The following is a 20,187-nucleotide window of genomic DNA, read 5'->3' as shown; positions in this document are numbered from 1 at the left end:
CAGGCCGGCCGCGATCAGCAGCAGGGTCAGCGTGAACATCGTGCGCATCAGCCGTCCACCTCACAGTTGTACGGCCGGTCGCCGGCCGGTTCGCAGCCCGCCGCCTTGACCCGCCAGCCGTCCGCGTAGCGGTGCAGGAAGAGCGTGTCGCCACGCAGCCGTACCTGGGCCTCCTCGCCCCACACGCTCACCCCGGTGACCGCGCCGCCCGGGCCGAGCCGCAGCTCGCGCAGGGCGGTGGCGCAGCTCTGACCGGGGTCGGGCAGCTTCTCCGCCGTCTGTCCGGACAGCAGGGCGCACGCGGCCTCCTCCTGGTGGGCGGAGAGCGCGGCGTGGAACCGTTCGGCGGTACGCGCCGGGGCTGCCGTGTCCACGGCGCAGCCGGTCAGCCCCATGGCCAGCGCCAGCACGATCAGCATTCTCATGGCGTGCCGCTACCCACAGGAGGATCACGCATGCGGTGGGTCAGCCCAGCTGGTCGAGCACCGGGGCGACGAGGGCGTTGAGCTCGCGGGCCAGCACGGTCACCGCGCGGTGGGCGCGCCGCTCGACGTCGTCGTGCGGGCCCTCCGGCTCCGGCGGCAGGTCGTCGAGCGGCAGCGGCGCCTCGACCAGCAGGGACGCGCGCAGGAAGGGCACCCGGGCGAGGTCCTGCTGACTGGGCTCGACGTACTGGCCGAAGGTCTCCTGCCAGTCCGTCCAGCCGCGGTCGCGCCACCAGGCGCGGGAGCGGCGCAGCTCGTCGGGCAACGGGGAGACGATGCGGACGCGGGCGTAGAGGGTGCCGTCCCAGGTGTTGCGGTGGCAGGTGGCCTCGAGGACGCGGCGGTCCCAGCGGACGTAGCCGGGCGTCAGGGACGGCGGCGTGGCCAGTTCCCACGCCGTGCAGGCGAATCGTACGGGTGCGATGTCCCCCCATTCGAAGCCGTCGAGGTTCTTCCGCACGTGTACGGCATAGCGCCCATCACGGTCTCTGTCGAACTCCTGATCGATCCAGAACGCTCTGCCCATGAGCACTACGCTACGGCGCTGCCCGCCCTCCTCGCGGGCGGACCGGAGATCTCGAATCGCCGTGTGACGCCGGTGACACATGTGTAGCTTTTTCACATTGTCCGATGACCTTGGAGTGAATATGGCGTCAGAGCAGCTCGATGCGGCCATGAGCCACTGGAGAGCCGGAGATCTCGACCAGGCCGCCGTGCTGTTCAGGCAGATCGCGGCGACGGGCGATCCGGAGGCGTCCCATCTGCTGGCCGGTTTGCTGCAGGAGCAGGGGGATTTGGACGGCGCCGAGGCTGCGCACCGCTCGGTGATCCAGTCAGGGGACCCGGTGTTCGGGCAGCGTTCCGCGATGGCGATGGGGATGATGCTCATCAACGCCAAGGAGTGGGCGGCGGCGCACCGCGTGCTGATGATCGCCTCCGACGGCGCCGACTTCGAGGTGGCGGCGCTCGCCGACACGGCCCTGGTGCTGGTGTGCACGCAGCTCGGCGACGCGCCGGGCGCGCAGGAGGCGCTGGAGCGGGCCCGCAGGTGTGACAGCCCCGCCGTGGCCGAGCTGGCCGCCCGGCTGGAATTGCCGGAGATCCCCGTCGCGCAGGCGCCGCCGCACGAGCTGTACGCCGCCGCCGAGGACGAGGACGACTATCGTGCCCTGCTGACCTGCGGCGACCCCGAGGTGGTCTCGCTGGCCGCGTTCCAGCTCTATCGGATGTACGCCGACGCGGGCGACTTCGACCGGGCCCGCGCCGTCTGCGAGCACGCCATCGCCGTCGGCCACCCCGACCACCTCGCCATGGCGCACAACCTGCTCGGCGCGGTGCTGGTCGACCTCGGCGAGTACGCAGAATCGGCCGCCGCCTACCGCGTCGCCGCCGAGCACCCCGACCCCGACGTCCGGCTGCCCTCGCTCATCGAGCTGGCCAAGGTCACCGCCCAGCTCGGCGACGACAAGGAGACCAGGGCGATCTTCCAGCGGGTGATCGCCAGCGGCCATCGCGAGCACGCCATGCAGGCCCAGGCGTGCCTGGCCCAGCTGCACACCGAGGCGGGGGAGAGCGCCGCCGCGCTGGCCGCGATCAGGACCGTGCTGGAAGCGGGCGAGGGCGAGTGGTCCTCGGTCTGCGTCACGCTGCTCGGCATGCTGCTCGAACAGCAGCCCGAGGTGCACGACGAGGCCATGGAGCTGGCCCTGCTGGCGGCCGGGCACGCCGACCCCGACACCGCGTTCAAGGCCACGCTGCTGCTGGAGCACGACGCCAGGCGGCAGCCGCCCGCCGACCCGGTGACCGAGCAGGCGCTCAACGACGTCGACGACGGCCTGGCCCGGCTGCGCGACGGCGACCTCGCCGGGGCCCGGCTGCTGCTGCGCAGGGCCGCCGACTCCGGCGTGCCCGTCCAGGCGCCGCGCGCCATGGTCGCGCTGGCCTGCATCGAGCTGCGCGACGGTGACCCCGAGCAGGCCGACGAGCTGCTGATGTACGTGGCAGAAGGCGACGACGTGCCGCAGGGCTTCCAGGCGGCGGTGCTGCTCGAACTGCTGCGCGCGCCGGGCGACGAGCCGCATCCCGTGCTCGGCGCCCTGCTCGACCACCACTGGCTGGGCAGGGAGGAGGGCCTGCGCGCCTACCGGACCGCCACCGAGCACCTGGACCCGGCCGTCGCGGCGCTCGGCACCGCCGTGTTCGCGCACGTGCTGGTCTCCAGCGGGTACGACGCCTCCGACGCGGCCGAGCTGTTCCTGTCGGCGGCGGGTGGCGGCGAGCCGCTGGCGCTGTCGTACGCGGCCGTGCTCGGCAAGGAGGTGCTGAGCGACCGGCGGCAGGCCACCGAGCTGCTGGAACGCGCACTCGCCGAAGGGCATCCCGCGCTGGCCCCCTGGGTGGGCGCCACGCTCGGCGCGGTCGCGGCCGACGACGATCCCGGATCGGCGCGGGCGGCGTACGAGAAGGTGCTCGCGGGACCGCACCGCGGGCTGCGCGTCGAAGCGGCGCTCGCGCTGACCGAGATCTACGAGCGGCAGGGCGACCTGCTCGCCGCCTGCCGGCTGCACGAGCGGATGATCGCCGAGGGCGCGCCCGAGCACGCCGTGCTGCCGCTGGCCGTCACCCGGCTCAGGCTGGACGACCCGGCGGGCGCGCGGGCGGCGCTGGAGCACGGGACCGACCCGCTCAGCGCGTTCGGGCGGCTGGTGCTCGACCGGGACTTCGACGGCGCGGCCCGCGCGATGCCGGAGGGTGAGGCGTGGTCGGTGGCGACCCGGCTGGCCATCAGGTGCGCGAACGCCTGGCAGCACGCCAGGGAGGCCGAGGCGGCCGACGGCGTGCTGGCGATGGTGGTCGAGTCGGGGCATCCCGCGCTGCGCCGGTACGCCGCCTGCCTGCTCGGCGCGCTGCGCGTCGACGCGCGTGACCCGCGCGGAGCGGTCATGGCGTACCTCGCGGCGCTGGGGGAGGACGACGAGCTCGACCGGCTGGGGCTGCGCGAGGCCGGGGAACTGCTGCATGGCCTCGGCGAGCATGCCGACGCCGTGGAGGTGCTCTCCCGCCTGCCCGCCGACGACCGCGACGCGGCCCTTCTGCTCAGCCGGTCCCTCGTGGACGCCGGGCGGGTGCCCGAGGCCGTGGAACGGCTGACGGCGGCGTTCGGCGCGGACGGCCGCGTACTGGTGGCCCAGCGCCTGCACGAACGCGGCGACTCCCGAGCCGCCCTCGCCACCCTGACCGGCGCGGAAGAGAGGCACACGCCGGCCACCGCTTCCGTCGCGGAGGGGCCGCGGGTGCCGGAGACGGCTGAGGCGGAGCGGTTGCTCGGGGTGTTGCTGGCCGAGACCGGGGAGCTGGAGGCGGCCAAGGCGGCCTTCGAGCGCGCGGCGGCGCTCGACCCTGACTCCGAGCCGGAGACCATGCTGGCCGCCGGGCGCAGCCTGCGGGCGGCGGGGGACGACGACGCGGCGCGGTTCGCGCTGGAGCGGGCCGCCGCCGACGAGGACGGCCTGTACGGCGCGACGGCCCGCCACCTGCTCGGCCGGGCCGCCCCCGACGAGCTGCCGTGGGTGCTGGACGCCGAGGGCGACCGGCCCGGCGCGGAGGCGGCGCTGGCCGAGCTGACCGGTTCGCGGCCGCTGGCGGCGCTGCTGCTGGCGCTGCGGGACGGCGACGTGGCGCGGGTGCCCGGCCTGCTGGCCGCGTTCCCCGAGGGCGCCGAGCGCGACGAGGCCGTGACCCATGCCCTGGACGCGGCGGCGGAACTGGACGACGACAAGGCCGAGGTGCTGCTGCGCGTGCTGGCCGCCGAGGGCGACCCCAGGGCCGCGTTCGAGCTCGGCGCGCTGCTCGCCGGGAACGGCGACCCCAGCCTGTCCGAGGTGTACCTGCTGCGGGCCACCGAGCACCCGGACGCGGCGCCCGTCGCCTGGCACGACATCGCGGTCGTCCGCCACCACCGCGGCGACCTGGACGGCGCGGTCGAGGCCGCCATGGCCGGCCTGCCCGGCACCGGGCGGCTGGCCGCCGAGCTGCTCAGGGAGCGCGGCGAGCCGCGGCGGGCCCGCGAGGTGCTGGCCGAGGCGGCGGCGGGCGGCGACCTGGAGTGCCGCCGCAGGTTGCTCTCCACGCTGGTCCGTGAGGAGGACCACGACGCCGTGGAGGCCGAGGCGAGCCTGGCGATGGCGAGCGGCGACCCGGACACCGTGGGCATGGGCCACTGGGCGTTGGGCGCCTCGCTGGCGCTCAGGGGCCGCAGGGAGGAGGCCGCCGCCGTGTTCGCCAGAGGCGTCGAGGCCGCGCCGGACGGGCGGGCCGCCTCGATGCGGGTGGACCTGGCCGGCGTCCTGGAGGAGCTGGGCGACCGCGAAGGGGCCGAGCGCGAGCTGCGGCTCGCGGCCGGCTCGGGTCACGAGGCGGCGGCGGGCCGGGCGGGGATGCGGCTGGGCGTGCTGGCGTACGAGGACGGCGACATCGACGCCGCCGCCCGCGCGTTCGCCCCGGCGCTCGGCACTCCCGTGGACGATCTCGCCGAGGAGGCGCTGACCGGGCTCGCCCAGGAGGCGAGCGAGCGCGGCGAGCACGCCCAGGCCCTGCGGGTGCTCGCGCTGATGGGCGAGCGCGCCGCCGAGCCGGCCCGCGCGCTGGGCGGCCGGTGCGGCGACCCGGACGCGGTGCCCGGCTACTTCGCGCTGGCGGGGACGGGCCCGTACGCGGAGCTGGAGGCGGCCCAGCGGCTGGCCGAGCTGGGCGAGACGGGCCGGGCGCGGAAGACGTACGAGCGGCTGAGCAGGGACGAGGACCCCGACGTGCGGTTCCTCGCGGACGGCCGCCTGCTGGAGCTGCTGGACGCAGACGGCGACGCCGAGGCCGTCTACTCCCTGGCCGCGCGGCAGGCGGGCGACGCGGACAGCCCGGCGCGCGGCGTGTTCGGCGGGCTGCTCGGCATCCTGCAGGAGCAGCAGGGCGACATCGAGGCGTCGCTGCGCACGCTGGAGGACGCGGCGCGGGACGGCGACCTGACCGCGCTGACCCTGTACGCGCAGACGCTGGTGGAGTCGGGCCAGGTGGAGGCGGGCCGGCAGGTCTACCTCCAGGTCATGGAGGCCGGTGACGCCGACCTGGCGGTGCGGGCCATGCTCGCGCTCGGGCAGACGTACCACGACGAGGACGCGCTGCGGGCGCGCGCCTGGTACCGCAGGGCGGTCGAGGAGGGCGAGGGGCACAACAGCGCGCTGGGCGCGATGTTCCTGGGCGCGCTGGCCAAGCGCGAGCGCGACTATCCCGAGGCGCTGAACTGGTACCAGCGGGTGATCGACTCGGGCGACCCCGAGTCGGGGCTGGCCGCGGCGCACCTGGGCGAGCTGTGCTACTGGCTGGGCGACCGCGACGGCGCGCTCCGCTTCTACGAGCTGACGCTGGGGCTGAGCGAGCAGGACGAGCTGGTCGCCGAGGCCGCCTGCCGCATGGGCGAGATCCGGTACGAGCGCGGCGACCTGGAGCTGGCCCGCCGCCTGCTGGTCAGGGCGGTCGGGACCGGCGACCCGTCGTTCGCTCCTGAGGCGGAGGCGCTGCTGAGCAAGCTCGCCTGAGACTTGCCGTCAATTAAATGACTGTATAGCCTTATTTGGTCAAACAAATGAGGTGATTTCGGCATGGCCAGGACAGGGCGGCCACCGCAGGCCCCGGCGCGCCGGCTCGAACGGGCGCACCGGATCCTCGACGCCGCCACGGAGCTGATCCTGCGGTGGGGCTACGACAAGACCACGATCGACGACGTCGCCCAGCGCGCCGGCGTCGCCAAAGGCACCATCTACCTGCACTGGAAGGCCCGCGACGAGCTGTTCACCGCCCTGCTGCGGCGCGAGCGGGTGCGCCTGGTCGCCGAGGTGCGCGAGCGGGAGCCGGCCGCGCCGGGCGAGCTGTTCGGCCTGTTCGCGCTGGCGCTGCTGGGCCGGCCGCTGATGCGGGCCGTGCTCAGCGGCGACTCCGAGGTGCTCGGCAAGCTCACCCGCCGCAAGCACGACAGCGGGCCGCGGCTGCCGCTCGGCGGGCCGCTCGACGCGTACGCGGCGGAGCTGGCCGAGATCGGCGCCATCGACGGCGACCCGCGCGAACAGGTGGTCGTCATCACCTCGGTCGTCTACGGGTTCCTGTTCCTGCCGGGCGCCAAGCCGCCGGACGAGCGGATCGCCGAGCTGGTCGCCACCACCATCGAGCGGACGCTGAGCCCCGGCGGGCCGCTGCCGCCCGGCGGTGAGCAGGCCGTGGCGCGCGCCACCCGCCGCTTCCTCGACGCCATGACCGAGGCCGCCCAGCAGAAGCTGGCGCTCTCCCTGGAGGTATGACGTGCGTGCCGTGCTCCCCCTCGACGACCCCGCCGCCGACCTCGCCACCGCCGGGGGCAAGGGCGCGTCCCTGGCCCGGCTGAGCAGGGCGGGGCTGCCCGTCCCGCGCGGGTTCCACATCACCACCGACGCCTACCGGACCTTCGTCGCCGGGTTCCGCGACGAGATCCTGCGGGCCGGCGACCCGGACGCGATCCCCGCGCTGTTCGCCGCCCACGACGTGCCGGACGAGCTGGCCGGGCAGATCCTGCGCGCCTACGCCGGCCTCGGCGACGACGTGCCCGTCGCCGTGCGCTCGTCCGCCACCGCCGAGGATCTGCCCGGCATGTCGTTCGCCGGCCAGCAGGACAGCTATCTCAACGTCAGGGGCCAGGGCCTGCTCGACGCCGTACGGCGGTGCTGGGCCTCGTTATGGAACCCGCGCGCCATCGCCTACCGCGACCGGCACGGCGTGCCGCACGACGACGTGGCGCTGGCCGTGGTCGTCCAGGAACTGGTGGACGCCGACGCGGCCGGCGTGCTGTTCACCGCCGACCCGGTCACCGGCGACCGCGAGGCGACCGTGATCAACGCCTCGTGGGGGCTCGGCGAGGCCGTCGTCGGCGGGCAGGTCACGCCCGACGTGATCACGGTGCGCGGCGGCCGGGTGGCGGAGTCGCGTACCGGTGACAAGAAGGTCATGACCGTGCGGACCGCCACCGGCACCGAGGAGCGGCCGGTGCCCGAGCCGCGGCGCGACGCGCCCGTGCTCGACGACGCCGAGGCCGTGACGCTGGCCGGGCTCGGCGAGCGCATCCAGGCCCTGTACGGCGTCCCCATGGACGTCGAGTGGGCCAGGCGCGACGGCGCGTTCGCGATCGTCCAGGCCCGCCCCATCACCGGCCTCACCACGCCCCTGGAGGAATGGAACGACAGCCTCAAGGGCGACCACCTGTGGACCGGCGGCAACCTGGGCGAGGCCATCCCCGACGTGATGACCCCCATCACCTGGTCGTACGTCCGGCTGTTCATCGCCGAGGCCATGTCGGCCAGCACCCTGCCCGGCTTCCACCTCGTCGGCAACATCGGCGGCCGGTTCTACATGAACCTCAGCGTCGTCCACGCCGTCGCCGCGGCCATCGGCGTGAAGAGCCTGCTCGGCGCGGTCGAGCAGGTCTTCGGCAAGCTGCCGCCCGGCCTGGAGGTGCCGCTGGTCGGCCTGTCACGGTGGCAGATCGTCAGGCGGGTGCTGCCGGTGGCCGTGGGGATCAGGCTGAGGGTCCGCCGCAACCTGCGGCGCATGCCCGAGTTCCTCGCCGCCTCGCCCGCGCGGTGCGAGGAGCTGCGCGGCCGCGTGGCCGCCGCCGCGACCCCCGCCGAGCTGGCCGAGCTGTGGGAACGCGAGCTGCGCCCGCACGCCGTCACCGCCTTCCAGATGCTGGAGGCCGCCGGGCGGCAGGGCGGCGCCACCCTCGTCATGACCCGCCACCGCCTCTACAGGCTCGTGGGCGAGATCGACGCCGAGGCCATGCTGACCGGCGTCAACGCCGACGGCGAGCTGGCCAGCATGGGCCTGCTCACCGGCCTGTCCAGGCTGGCCGCGGGGGAGATCGGCAGGGACGAGTTCGCCCGCGCGTACGGGCATCGCGGCCCCCACGAGTTCGAGGTGTCCATGCCGCGGCCCGGCGAGGACTCCGCGTGGATCGACGCCCAGCTCGCCGGCGTGGGCGACCTGCGGGCGGGCACCGAGCAGCTCCTCGAACGCCAGCGCGCCGCCAGGGACGAGGCGTGGGCCCGATTCGCCCGGCGCCACCCCCGCAAGGAGGCCGCGATGCGGGCGCGGGTGCGGCGGTGGAACGCCGTCGTCCGTGACAGGGAGGCCGCCCGGTCGGAGTCGGTCCGCGCGTTCTGGGTGCTGCGCGCCTTCACCGTACGGGCGGGGGAGCTGACCGGCGCCGGCGACGACGCCTTCTTCCTCCATCTCGACGAGCTGCTCCGCCTCCTGCGCGGCGACCGGTCCGTCCTGGAGAAGGTGCCGGCCCGGCGGGCCACGCATGAGCGGTACGCCGCCCTGCCGCCCTACCCGGTGCTGATCGTCGGCGCCTTCGACCCCGTACGCTGGGCCGCCGACCCCGCCCGCCGCGCCGACCTCTACGACGCGCGCGGCCCCGCCACCCCCGTGAGCGACACCGTCACCGGTTTCCCCGGCGCGCCCGGCGTGGTGGAGGGCGTCGCCCGCGTCCTCGCCGGCCCCGAGGACGGCGACCGGCTCAAGCCCGGCGAGATCCTCGTCACCACGCTCACCAACGTCGGCTGGACCCCGATGTTCCCCCGCGCCGCCGCCGTGGTCACCGACATGGGCGCGCCGCTGTCGCACGCCTCCATCGTGGCCCGCGAGCTCGGCATCCCCGCCGTCGTCGGCACCGGCAACGCGACCATGCGCCTGCGCGACGGCGACCGCATCAGGGTGGACGGCGAACGCGGCACCGTCGAGCTGCTGGAGTAAAAGCTGGGCCTGCCGGAAACCGGCGCAGCGCGCCGAGGACCCGGACACGGCGACCTGACCTGGCTCAGGCGCTCTGTTCGTCGTGGTCCGTGGCGAGGACGGTGGCGGCGAGGTAGCCGGGGCCGTCTTTGATGACGTGGGCGAGCATGTCGTCTCTGAAGATCGGGTCGTTGGTGTTGAAGGTGTCCCTGGGTTGCTGGTGGCCGAGGTAGGCGGGCGTTGCCAGCACCTGGCTGTTCAGTTTCTCGTCGAACATGATCTCCGTGCACAGGGCTCGCTGGTCCTCGACCATGACCATCACGTGGACGTGCACCGTGCGGCCCGGGTACCAGCCTGGCCAGATGGTGGTGAAGCGGACGATGCCGTCGCGGTCGGCGAGCTGGACGCCGCGCAGGTAGCGGCGCCGGTCGGACGGGGTGAGGTCGGTGAAGACCGTTCCCGGCCTGACCCGGACCTTGTCGCCGCCCGTCAGCACGTCGCGTGACTGCGTCTCCGCGCCGGAGTAGAGGCCGCCCGCGTCGCAGTGCCAGACCTCGACGGCGGCGCCGGGCAGGGGCCGGCAGGTGCCGCCGTCCTGGACCTTGAGCGCCAGCCGCAGCCGTACGCCCTGGCGGTCCTCGCGCAGGTCGCTGCGGACGGAGCCGGTCTCGAAGTAGTACGGGCCCTGCTTGGTGCTGGGCGTCAGCTTGCACGTCTGCGCACTGGAGAGCAGCGCCTGCGCCTTGGCGTGCGTGTCGGAGTCGAACGCGGAGGCCGGGACGTCGGCCAGCGTGCCGGCGGCGCGGGGGTCGCCCGCGGTCAGGAGGCCGCCGAGGCCGAGCGAGCCGATGCCGGTGATGAGTCGTCGCCGGCTGACCCGCCGGTCCTGGTGATCGTGTGCCACGGGAAGTTCCTCAAGGTCAGGAGCTACTGTTCGGAACTTCTCACGACACGGGCGACTCGCCGGGCACGCCACGCGACCCGTTCCACCGCCTTGACCTGCGGAAACGCGCCGAACACCATCCCCGAGGACTCAAAGGGCTCGAAACCCTTTTCGGTGATATGAAAATGTGACCAAGCGTTCGCTACCTGATCAGTGTGCATGGCCGTCTTGGCCGAGCACGTCAGCGCACGTGCAGTACGTTGCAGCGGCCGATTGACAGCCTCGCTCGCCCGGTCTACTTTTCCGAAAACCTTTTAGAAGTCCTGAGTCCATGATGTTAGCGCTCACATGACAAAGCTAGGGGCCACCACATGAGACGACGATGGGCGGCGGCCGTCGCCGCGGCATTCCTGCTCCTCCTCACCACCGCGCGGCCCGCGCTGGCGGGCCCGCCGATCACCACCGCGATCTACACGGCCGACCCGGCCGCGCTGGTCGTAGGCGACACCCTGTACGTCTACACCGGCCACGACGAGGCTCCGCCCGGCGGCACGAACTTCGTCATGCGCGACTGGCACGTCTTCACCTCCTCCGACGCCGCCACCTTCACCGACCAGGGCGCCAAGCTGTCGATCGCGGACTTCTCCTGGGCCGGCGCGGACGCCTGGGCGGGCGAGGTCGAGCGCGGGGCCGACGGCCGCTACTACTGGTACGTCCCCGTCAACGGCAACGGCCCCGGCTGGATGGACATCGGCGTGGCCGTCGGGAACAGCCCGCTCGGCCCGTTCACGGACGCCAAGGGAGGCCCGCTGGTCAGCGACAGCACCCCCAACTCGTCCCCGCTCAACATCGACCCCACCGTCTTCACCGACGACGACGGCCAGGTCTACCTGTACTGGGGCTCCTACTACGGACTGCGCGCCGCCCGCCTCAACGCCGACATGACCACGCTCAACGGCCCGGTCGTCACCCCGAGCGGCGTGTCGAACTTCTGGGAGGCGCCCTGGATGTTCAAGCGCGACGGCGTCTATTACCTCGCGTACGCGGCCAACGACTCGGGCTGCGCGGCCCCCGGCCACGCCTGCGTCAGGTACGCCACCGCGAGCGACCCGATGGGCCCGTGGACGCACCGGGGCGTGGTGCTCGACCAGGTCAGCTCGACGACGAACCACCCGGCGATCATCGAGTTCAAGGGCCAGTGGTACATGGTCTACCACAACGCCGCGGCGCCGGGCGGGGGCGACTTCCGCCGCTCGGTGACCATCGACAAGCTGTCCTTCAACGCCGACGGCACCATGCGGAAGGTGGTGCAGGCGGGCGGCCCCGTGACGCCGGGCAACCTGGCGGCGAGCGCCACCCCGTCCACGTCGTACGTGTCGCCGTGGGAGACGCTGGGCGCGATCAACGACGGCCACACCCCGGCGAACTCGGCCGACCACAGCCACGGCGCCTACGGCAACTGGAACCACCAGGGCACCGAGTGGGTCGAGTACCGCTGGCCGAGCGCGCAGACGATCTCGCGTTCGGAGGTGTACTGGTTCGACGACGACCTGGGCATCGACCTGCCGGCGTCGTGCCGGCTGCAGTACTGGAACGGCAGCGCGTACGTCCCCGTGCCCGGCGCGTCGGGCTGCGGCACCGCCGCCAACGCGTTCAACGTCACCACGTTCACCCCCGTCAGCACGACCCGGCTGCGGCTGTCCATCACCTCCCGTACCGGCTACTCGACCGGCGTGCTCGAATGGAGGGCCTTCGCATGAGGCGCGTCCTGTCGGCCTTACTTCTGTCAGCGGCCCTGATGGTGGCGCCCGCCGCGTACGCGGACCAGACCATCGGCTACCCCACGTTCAGCGGCCCCGCCATCCCGGCGCCGCCCGGCTCGTACACGACCGGCGACCACATGCGGGCCATCTACGACGCCGAGAGCTCCGGCACCGACTTCTGGATGGACCGGCTGCTCGCCCGTCCGGGCAACGATCCGGCGGGCACCTGGCTGATGACGCGCGGGCGGGCGCTGTTCATGAAGACGCACACGCCGGGCACGCTGGGCTTCGCCGGGCAGGCGGCGTACTGGGAGAGCATCAGCAACGCGAGCGCGTTCACCGTCTCCGTCTCGCCCGGCACGTTCACCGAACAGGTGAGCAGCCGCTGGCAGGCGCCGAGCCACTGGAAGAGCCGGCACACCAGCGGCTCGATCACCATCAACCAGACCAAGTTCATCACCGAGAACAACGTGGCGGTGGCCAACCTGGCCATCACCAACGGCGGCTCGGGCTCGACGACCCTGCAACTGCGCGCCACCTCGCCATACGCCACGTCGGGCAGCGGCGACGAGCTGACCGGCCAGGTGAACGCCTACAACGACCTCACCACCCTCTACCCGCGGCTCACCGGTGACGGGTTCACGGTGTCGAGCGGCGGGCTGAACCGCTCGGTCGCCGTCGCGGCGGGCGCCACGGTGACGGTCAAGGTCGTCATGGGCTTCGTCGCCAACGAGATCCCGGCCTCGCGCACCGAGTACGACGCCTACGCCGGCTACTCGGCCGCCACCGCCTTCGCCACCCACGTGCGCGCGTACAACCGGTGGTGGGCCGACAACGTCCCCTACATCGACGTGCCGGAACCGGCCATCAAGAAGAACATCTACTACCGCTGGTGGCTGATGCGCTTCAACCACCTCGACGCCGACATCCCCGGGCAGACCTTCCAGTTCCCCACCTCCATGGAGGGCGTGCTGGGCTACAACAACGCGATCGCGCTCACCCAGCCCATGCACATCGACGACCTGAAGTACCTGCGCGATCCCGGCTACGCCTACGGCGACTGGCTCAGCGTCGGCCAGACCTCCAGGAACGGCCGCTTCGTCGACAATCCCGGCGACCCGGAGAACTGGTCGAACAGCTACACCCAGTACATCGCCGAGGCCGCCTGGAGGAGCTACCAGATCCACGGCGGCAAGCCCGCCGTCGCCGCCAACCTGGCCCGCTACGCCGAGCAGGACGTCAAGGGCCAGCTCGCGCACTACGACACCGACGGCAACAAGCTCATCGAGTACGACTGGGGCGCCCTGACCGGCAACGACGCCGACGCCGTGTCGTTCCACTGGAAGCCCGGCAGGATGGACAGGGCCGAGTCGGCCTACCAGTACAGCGGCGCGCTGGCCGCGGCCCAGGCGTACGAGGCGATCGGCGACAGCGCCAAGGCCGGCGAGATGCGCACGCTCGCCACCCAGATCCAGAACGCCATCGTCGGCGTCCTGTGGAACCCGAACAGGCAGCTCTTCGAGCACCGGCTGAAGTCCACGAACGAGTGGGTGCCGTGGAAGGAGATCAACAACTACTACCCGTTCGCGGTCGGCGCGATCCCGGACACGGCGACGTACAAGCAGGCCCTGCGCCTGTTCGACGACCCGGCGCAGTATCCGATCTTCCCCTTCTACACCGCGAACCAGGCCGACAAGGCGGCCTCCGGCACCGGCAGCAACAACTTCTCCACGATCAACTCGACCGTGCAGTTCCGCCTGCTGTCGTCGGTGCTGCGCGGCTACCCCAACGAGTGGATCGACGCCACCTGGTACAAGAAGCTGCTCTACTGGAACGCCTGGGCGCAGTACGTCGGCGGCAACCCCCAGTGGCCCGACGCCAACGAGTTCTGGGCCGACTGGAACGGCTCCGCCATCACCTACCGCTCCTGGATCCACCACAACATCCTGGGCAGCGGCAACTGGACCGTCATCGAGGACGTCGCCGGGCTGCGGCCGCGCAACGACGCCAAGGTGGAGCTGTCGCCGATCGACATCGGCTGGACCCACTTCACGGTCAACAACCTGCGCTACCGCAACGCGAACCTGACCATCGTCTGGGACGACCCCGCCGACGGCGTGACCCGCTACCCGGGCGTGCCGCAGGGCTACTCCATCTACGTCAACGGCACCCGAGCCGCCACCGTGTCGGACCTGGTGCCGTTCACGTGGGACCCGGCGACCGGCGCGGTCACCACCGGCGGCACCGTCACGCACAACGTCGCCGTCCCCGGTCTGCAGGCGCCGAACCAGGTCGTCCACACCAGCCAGCGCATGATCGACCTGCTCGCCAAGGCCGGCGTCGACCTGACCGCCGACCTCGCCGACCTGGCCTCCGGCGCGAGCGCCACCGCCTCGACGACCGCGTCCGGCAGCTCCACCTCCGGGGCCGTGGACGGATTCCCCATCAACGAGCCGTTCTGGGGCGGCACCGCCTCGGGCCAGGACTGGTACGAGCTGAACTTCGGCACCGCACGCACCTTCGACGAGGTGCGGCTGTACTTCAAGGACAGCCGGCCGGCCAGCGGCACCTACCGGGCGCCGGTCTCGTACGACGTCCAATATCACGACGGCAGCACCTGGGTCAGCGCGACCTCGCAGGTCAAGACACCGGCCACGCCGCGGGGCAACTACAACGTGGTGCGGTTCGGCGCCGTCAGCGCGCAGCGGATGCGGGTGCTGTTCACCGCCGCGCCGGGGGCTCGGACCGGGCTCACCGAGATCAAGGTGCACAACCGGGGCGGCGGCGTCCAGCCGTCCACCAACCACGCCCCGTCGGCCGTGCCCAGCGCGTCGTACACGTCGTCGTGGGAGAGCGTCGCCGCCGTCAACGACGGCATCGATCCGCCCTCCTCCAACGACACCGTCAACCCGCGCTGGGGCTGCTGGCCCGAGACCGGCCAGCAGTGGGTGGACCTCACCTGGCCGTCCGCCCGCACGCTGAACCGGGCCGAGGTGTACTTCTTCGACGACGACCAGGGCATCGACATGCCGGCGTCGTGGAAGCTGCAGTACTGGAACGGCAGCGCGTACGCGGACGTGCCGGGCGCGTCGGCGTACACGCTGGCGAAGAACGCCTACAACACCGTCACCTTCACCGCCACCGGCACCACCCGCCTGCGCGTGCTGCTGACCGGCAACGGGACGAGCTCCGTGGGCCTCCTGGAGGTCAAGGCCTACGGGAGCTGAGAGCGCGGGGGCGCGTCCAGGCCCGCGGCCGCGCCCCCGCTTTCACACCCGCGCCCCTCGCCGCGCCTGCCGTCCGCCCTTGACGCCACCCTGGCACGGGCGCACCATCTCCAGCATCGGAGTAGTGGCTTCCTTACTTTTGGTGACGGAGCGTGCCGTCATGGGGCAAGCTGCTGTCACACTCCCGGCCGGATGGGTGGCGATCACGATGGCAGGCAAGTGGCAGGCGGGCAATCTCCCACCCGAGCTGACCAGCCTGGTCGGCCGCCGCGCCGAGCTCGGCCAGGTGCTTACGGCCTGCCGGCGATCCCGCCTGGTGACGCTGACCGGCGTCGGAGGCGTCGGAAAGTCACGCGTGGCGCTGCGCGCGGCGGCCGAGCTGCGGGCCGAGTTCGGCGGCGGCGCCTGGCTGGTCGACCTGTCCACGCTGCGCGACGACGGTCTCGTGCCGCACGCGGTCGCCGGAGCGCTGCGGCTGTCCGACCAGACCGCGCGCCCCATGCCCGAGGTGCTGACCGAGCACCTGTCGGGGCGTGAGCTGCTGATCGTCCTCGACGGCTGCGAACACCTCGCGGGCCCCTGCGGCAAGGTCGTGGCCGCGCTGCTCGACGCCGTACCGGGGCTGCGCGTCCTCGCCACCAGCCGCCGCCCGCTGGAGGTGGCGGGCGAGACGCTGGTCGTGATCGAGCCGCTGGCGGTCCCGCCCGCCGATGCGACGGCGCTCGCGGGCGACGCGGTGACGCTGCTCGCCGAGCGGGCCGCCGAGACCGTTCCCGGCTTCGACCTGGGCAAGGAGAGCGAGGAGTCCGTCGTACGGCTGTGCCGCAGGCTCGAAGGCATCCCGCTCGCGATCGAGCTGGCCGCCGCCCGGCTGCGCACCCTGCCCCTCGGCTACCTCGCCGACCGGCTCGACGACCGTTTCGCCGTGCTCGGCGCCGGCCCCGCCCCTGATCCTGCCGCCCCTGACGAGCCGCCGTGGCACCAGGCGCTGCGCACCGCCGTCGGATGGAGCCACGAGCTGTGCGAGCCCGCGGAGCGGCTGCTGTGGGCGCGGCTGTCGGTGTTCGCGGGTGACTTCGACGCCGAGGCCGCCCGCCAGGTCTGCGCCGACGAGCGGTTGCCGGAGAGCGACGTCGGGCTGCTGCTCGACGCCCTGGCCGAGGACTCCGTGCTGACCTGGCTGCCGACCGGCGCGGGCGAGCGTTACCGCATGCTCGACACGCTGCGCGAGTACGGCGCCCGCCGGCTGCGCGACCTCGGCGAGGAGGAGCGCTTCAGGCAGTGCCACCGCGAGCACTACCTGGCGCTGTCCATCAAGGGCGCCGCCGGCTGGCTCGGGCCCGGTCAGCTCTCCTGGTACGACCGCATGGTGGGCGAGCACGACAACCTCCGCGCCGCCCTTGACGTCGCCCTGTCCGCCGGCGACGGCCGTCCCGCTCTGGAGCTGGCCGGCGTCCTGGCGTTCTTCTGGTACGGCTGCGGCCACGCCAAGGAGGGCCGCCACCACCTGCGCCAGGCCCTCGCTCAGGCCCGCCGCCCCGAACCCGCCCTCATCCAGGCGTTGTGGGCCGACGGCCTCCTGGCCGCCTCGCAGGGCGACGCGCGGAGCGCGGAAGAACGAGCCACGCAGATCGCCATGGTCGCCGGCGACCTGCACGCCACCACCCCTCCGGCCTCCGGCGACGTGCCCGTGGCTCCCGATGAGGAGCCCGCGGCCCATGGTGAGCTCTCCGCGGTGCACAGGCGTGCCGCTCCGGCCTCCGCCGGCGGGTTCGCCGCCCATGAGCGGGCCGGGCACGTCGAGATCTACGCCGCCGTCTGCGCCAGGTCGCTCCGGTCGGCGGTCGGGGTCATCCGCGGTGACCTCGCTCAGGTCCTGGCCGAGTCGGAGCCCGCCTACCGGGACCGGTGGAACGACGAGCCGCCCACCATCGCCGGCCTCCTGGCGCTGCTCTGCCGGGCGCACGCGCTGACCGTGGCCGGGCGGCTCGACGAGGCCGTCACCGTCCTCGACGACCTGCGCGGCCTGTGCGACGGGCGCGGCGAGCAGCTCATGCGCTCCCACGGCGACTTCCTGCGCGGGCAGGCCGAGCTGAGCGGCGGACGGCTGGCCGCCGCCGTCCGCTACGGCCAGGCCGCGTTACGGACCAAGCGGCGGCTGCACGACACGTTCGGCATCGGGCTGACCGTCGACCTGCTGGCGCTGGCCGCCGGCGCGGCCGGTCACTCCCTGCGCGCGGCCCGGCTGCTCGGGCTGGCCCAGCGGGTGTGGAGCAACCACGGGCAGGCGCAGGCCAGTGTGCCCGAATGGGTGGCGGCAAGGAGGGCGTGCGAGGCGCAGGCCAGGGCCGTCCTCGGCGACAACGCCTACGCGGCGGCGTACCGGACCGGCTATGACAGCGACGTCGACGCGGGCATCGCCTACGCACTCGAACCGGAGGGCGAGGGCCTTTCCAACAGCGGCCCCCACCCATGACCACAGGTCTCAGCGCTGGTGGGTCGGACGGATGATCAGCTCGTTGACGTCCACGCCGGGCGGCTGGCCGATGGCGTACGCGATGGCGCCCGCGACCGAGTCCGGTGAGATGGTGTGCGCCCGGTACGTGCGCATCTTCTCCCGCGCGCCCGGGTCGGTGATGGAGTCGGCCAGCTCGGACTCCACGACGCCGGGGGAGATCGTGGTGACGCGGATGGCGGGGTCCAGCTCCAGGCGCAGGCCCTCGGTGATGGCGCGGGCGGCGTACTTGGTCGCGCAGTAGACCGCGCCCGTCGGCACCACCTCGTACGCGCCGGTCGAGGCGATGGTGACGAAGTGGCCGGTGCCCTGCCGCTGGAAGTGGGGCAGCGCGGCGGCGATCCCGTGCAGCAGGCCGCGCACGTTCACGTCGATCATCCGGTCCCACTCGTCCACCAGCAGCGCATCCAGCCGGGACAGCGGCATCACGCCGGCGTTGTTGACGATCACGTCGAAGCGGCCGTACCGCTGGGCGACCTCGTCGGCGAAGGCGGCGACGTCCTGGCGGTCGGTGACGTCCAGCCGCCGCACGTCGGCCGTGCCGCCGTCCGCCTCGATGGCCTTCGCGACCTCGGCGAGCCGGTCCTCGCGGCGCGCGCCGAGCACCACGATGTGGCCGTCGGCGGCCAGGCGGCGCGCGGTGGCCTCGCCGATGCCGCTGCTCGCGCCGGTGATGAGAACGATCTTGCTCATGCTTCCTCCTTGGTGCCGGCCGGGTAGTCGGCCGGGTAGTCGGCGCTGAGCGTCAGCTCGCGCCAGGCGTCGAAGCCGGCCTTGAGCGTGGTGAGCCGGGCGGTGGCGACGTCGTAGGCGGCCTTGCCGAGCAGCAGCCGCAGCGGCGGCTCAGGCGACTCGACCGCCGTGATGATCGCCGCGGCGGCCCTGCCGGGGTCGCCTGGCTGGTGGCCGTAGGTGGCCAGGGTGGACGCGCGCCGGGCGCCGGCCGTCTCGTCGTAGTCGGCGATGCGGGTCTCGGACTGCCGCATCGAGGGCCCCGACCAGTTCGTACGGAACGCGCCCGGCTCCACGATCGTGACCTTGATGCCCAGCGGCCCCACCTCGGCCGCGAGCGACTCCGACAGCCCCTCCACGGCGAACTTGGTGGCGTGGTAGTAGCCGGTCGCTCCGAACGCGGCCAGCCCGCCCAGCGACGAGATGTTCACGACGTGGCCGTCTCGGCGGGCGCGCATGCCGGGCAGCACGGCCTTGGTGACGTCCACCAGGCCGTGCACGTTCGTCTCGAACAATGCCCTGACCTGGTCGTCCTCGCCTTCCTCCAGGGCGGCGAGGTAGCCGTACCCGGCGTTGTTGACCAGCACGTCGATGCCGCCGAACTCGGCCTCCGCCGCCTTCACCGCCCGCTCGACCTGGTGCCGGTCGGTGACGTCGAGGGGCAGGGCGAGGGCGCGGCCCGGGTGCGCGGCCACCAGATCGGCCACCTGCTCGGGCGAGCGGGCGGTGACGACGGCCCGGTGACCGCGGTCGAGCACGGCGGCGGCGAGCGACCGGCCGAGGCCGGTCGAACAGCCGGTGATGAACCAGACAGGGGTGTGATCGTTGCTCATGACAGGTGAGAACTCCGATGGTGTGTGGTGTCCCGGCGGGCGTGCGTCATCGCATCGCGGGCATGCCGGGATGGCGCGACGGCGGTCGCGCCGACGCGTACGTGGATCAGACGGTCAGGCGGTGAGGCTGCCCAGCAGCGAGAGGCGTTCCTCCGACGGGCTGCCAGGATCGGCCTGGTAGACGACGAGCTGCTGGCCGGGCGCGCTGTTCACGGTCAGCGACTCGTAGTGCAGGATCAGCTCGCCGACCAGCGGATGGCGGAAGCGTTTGGTCTCGTGGGTCTTCTGGCGGATGTCGTGGCGGGCCCACAGCTCGCGGAACGCGGCGCTCTTCAGCGACAGCTCACCGACCAGCTCGACCAGCTCAGGGTCGTCGTAGTCGGTGCCGATGGACGAGCGCAGCCCGCCCACGGTGTTGGCCGCGACCCTGTCCCAGTCGGGGTAGAACGTGCGCGCGTCGGGGTCGAGGAACACCAGCCGCATCAGGTCGTCGCTGTAGGCATGCCCGGCGAACAGCGCCTCGCCGAGCGTGTTGGCGGCCAGCACGGTCATGCGGCGCCCCAGCACCACGGCGGGCGTGCGCGGCCAGGCCGCCATCATGCGCAGCAGGGCGTCGCTCACCCGCTCGGGGCCCTGCGACGATCGGCGGCTCTCGATGGCGGGGTGGGCCAGCCGGTGCAGGTGGGCCGCAGCGTCGTCCTCCAGCTCCAGCGCCCTGGCCAGGGCGTCCACCACCTGAGCGGACGGGTGCCGCTCGCGGCCCTGTTCGAGGCGGATGTAGTAGTCGGTGCTGACCCCGGCCAGCCGCGCCACCTCCTCGCGGCGCAGCCCCGCCACCCGCCGGCGCGCGCCGACCGGCATACCGAGGTCTTCGGGCTGGAGCAGCTCGCGGCGGGCCCGCAGGAACTGCCCGAGCAGGTTCTCCGTGTCCATGTCCT

12 protein-coding genes are annotated in these 20,187 nt (G+C 73.0%); 6 read left to right on the top strand and 6 right to left on the bottom strand.

What is annotated here, in order from left to right:
• Positions 1 to 47: 47 nt before the first annotated feature.
• Positions 48 to 425: a hypothetical protein gene (locus AB0K18_RS18870; RefSeq protein WP_364915499.1), complete on the bottom strand. Its 378-nt coding sequence runs from the start codon at positions 423 to 425 to the stop codon at positions 48 to 50.
• Between the two features lie 40 nt (positions 426 to 465).
• The gene (locus AB0K18_RS18865) at positions 466 to 1,011 is read right to left on the bottom strand and encodes a hypothetical protein (protein WP_364915497.1); all 546 of its coding nucleotides are present in this window, start codon (positions 1,009 to 1,011) and stop codon (positions 466 to 468) included.
• A gap of 121 nt (positions 1,012 to 1,132) precedes the next feature.
• On the opposite strand from AB0K18_RS18865, the gene AB0K18_RS18860 reads away from it, so the two are divergent.
• The 3 genes from AB0K18_RS18860 (at position 1,133) to AB0K18_RS18850 (ending at position 9,317) form a co-directional block, all read left to right on the top strand.
• The gene (locus AB0K18_RS18860) at positions 1,133 to 6,076 is read left to right on the top strand and encodes a tetratricopeptide repeat protein (protein WP_364915495.1); all 4,944 of its coding nucleotides are present in this window, start codon (positions 1,133 to 1,135) and stop codon (positions 6,074 to 6,076) included.
• Positions 6,077 to 6,139: 63 nt separating this feature from the next.
• On the top strand, positions 6,140 to 6,832 hold the full coding sequence (locus tag AB0K18_RS18855; RefSeq protein WP_364915493.1) for a helix-turn-helix domain-containing protein: 693 nt from the start codon (positions 6,140 to 6,142) through the stop codon (positions 6,830 to 6,832).
• 1 nt (position 6,833) lies between these two features.
• A complete protein-coding gene (locus AB0K18_RS18850) occupies positions 6,834 to 9,317 on the top strand; it encodes a PEP/pyruvate-binding domain-containing protein (protein ID WP_364915491.1) in 2,484 nt (827 codons plus the stop codon).
• 64 nt (positions 9,318 to 9,381) lie between these two features.
• On the opposite strand, the gene AB0K18_RS18845 is transcribed toward AB0K18_RS18850, so the two are convergent.
• Positions 9,382 to 10,200, bottom strand: a complete 819-nt coding sequence (locus AB0K18_RS18845; RefSeq protein ID WP_364915489.1) for a hypothetical protein — start codon at positions 10,198 to 10,200, stop codon at positions 9,382 to 9,384.
• 350 nt (positions 10,201 to 10,550) lie between these two features.
• Between AB0K18_RS18845 and AB0K18_RS18840 the strand changes: the two genes are divergently transcribed.
• From AB0K18_RS18840 to AB0K18_RS18830, 3 genes are all read left to right on the top strand, one after another.
• A complete protein-coding gene (locus tag AB0K18_RS18840) occupies positions 10,551 to 11,939 on the top strand; it encodes a glycoside hydrolase family 43 protein (protein WP_364915487.1) in 1,389 nt (462 codons plus the stop codon).
• On the top strand, positions 11,936 to 15,169 hold the full coding sequence (locus AB0K18_RS18835) for a hypothetical protein (RefSeq protein WP_364915486.1): 3,234 nt from the start codon (positions 11,936 to 11,938) through the stop codon (positions 15,167 to 15,169). The genes AB0K18_RS18840 and AB0K18_RS18835 overlap by 4 nt, the downstream gene beginning before the upstream one ends.
• A gap of 160 nt (positions 15,170 to 15,329) precedes the next feature.
• Positions 15,330 to 17,645, top strand: a complete 2,316-nt coding sequence (locus AB0K18_RS18830) for a hypothetical protein (protein ID WP_364915484.1) — start codon at positions 15,330 to 15,332, stop codon at positions 17,643 to 17,645.
• 9 nt (positions 17,646 to 17,654) lie between these two features.
• Here the strand turns inward: AB0K18_RS18830 and AB0K18_RS18825 are convergent, their stop codons facing one another.
• The 3 genes from AB0K18_RS18825 to AB0K18_RS18815 all read right to left on the bottom strand — a co-directional run bounded on the left by AB0K18_RS18825 (position 17,655) and on the right by AB0K18_RS18815 (position 20,182).
• A complete protein-coding gene (locus tag AB0K18_RS18825; protein WP_364915482.1) occupies positions 17,655 to 18,377 on the bottom strand; it encodes an SDR family oxidoreductase in 723 nt (240 codons plus the stop codon).
• On the bottom strand, positions 18,374 to 19,249 hold the full coding sequence (locus tag AB0K18_RS18820; RefSeq protein ID WP_364915480.1) for an oxidoreductase: 876 nt from the start codon (positions 19,247 to 19,249) through the stop codon (positions 18,374 to 18,376). The genes AB0K18_RS18825 and AB0K18_RS18820 overlap by 4 nt, the downstream gene beginning before the upstream one ends.
• Positions 19,250 to 19,363: 114 nt before the next feature.
• A complete protein-coding gene (locus AB0K18_RS18815) occupies positions 19,364 to 20,182 on the bottom strand; it encodes a helix-turn-helix transcriptional regulator (protein WP_364915478.1) in 819 nt (272 codons plus the stop codon).
• Positions 20,183 to 20,187 lie beyond the last annotated feature (5 nt).

This window comes from Nonomuraea sp. NPDC049421, assembly GCF_040677005.1.
GTDB lineage: Bacteria > Actinomycetota > Actinomycetes > Streptosporangiales > Streptosporangiaceae > Nonomuraea > Nonomuraea salmonea.
Note: the sequence above shows the minus strand (reverse complement) of the source record. Positions and strands in the feature narration are given on the sequence as shown.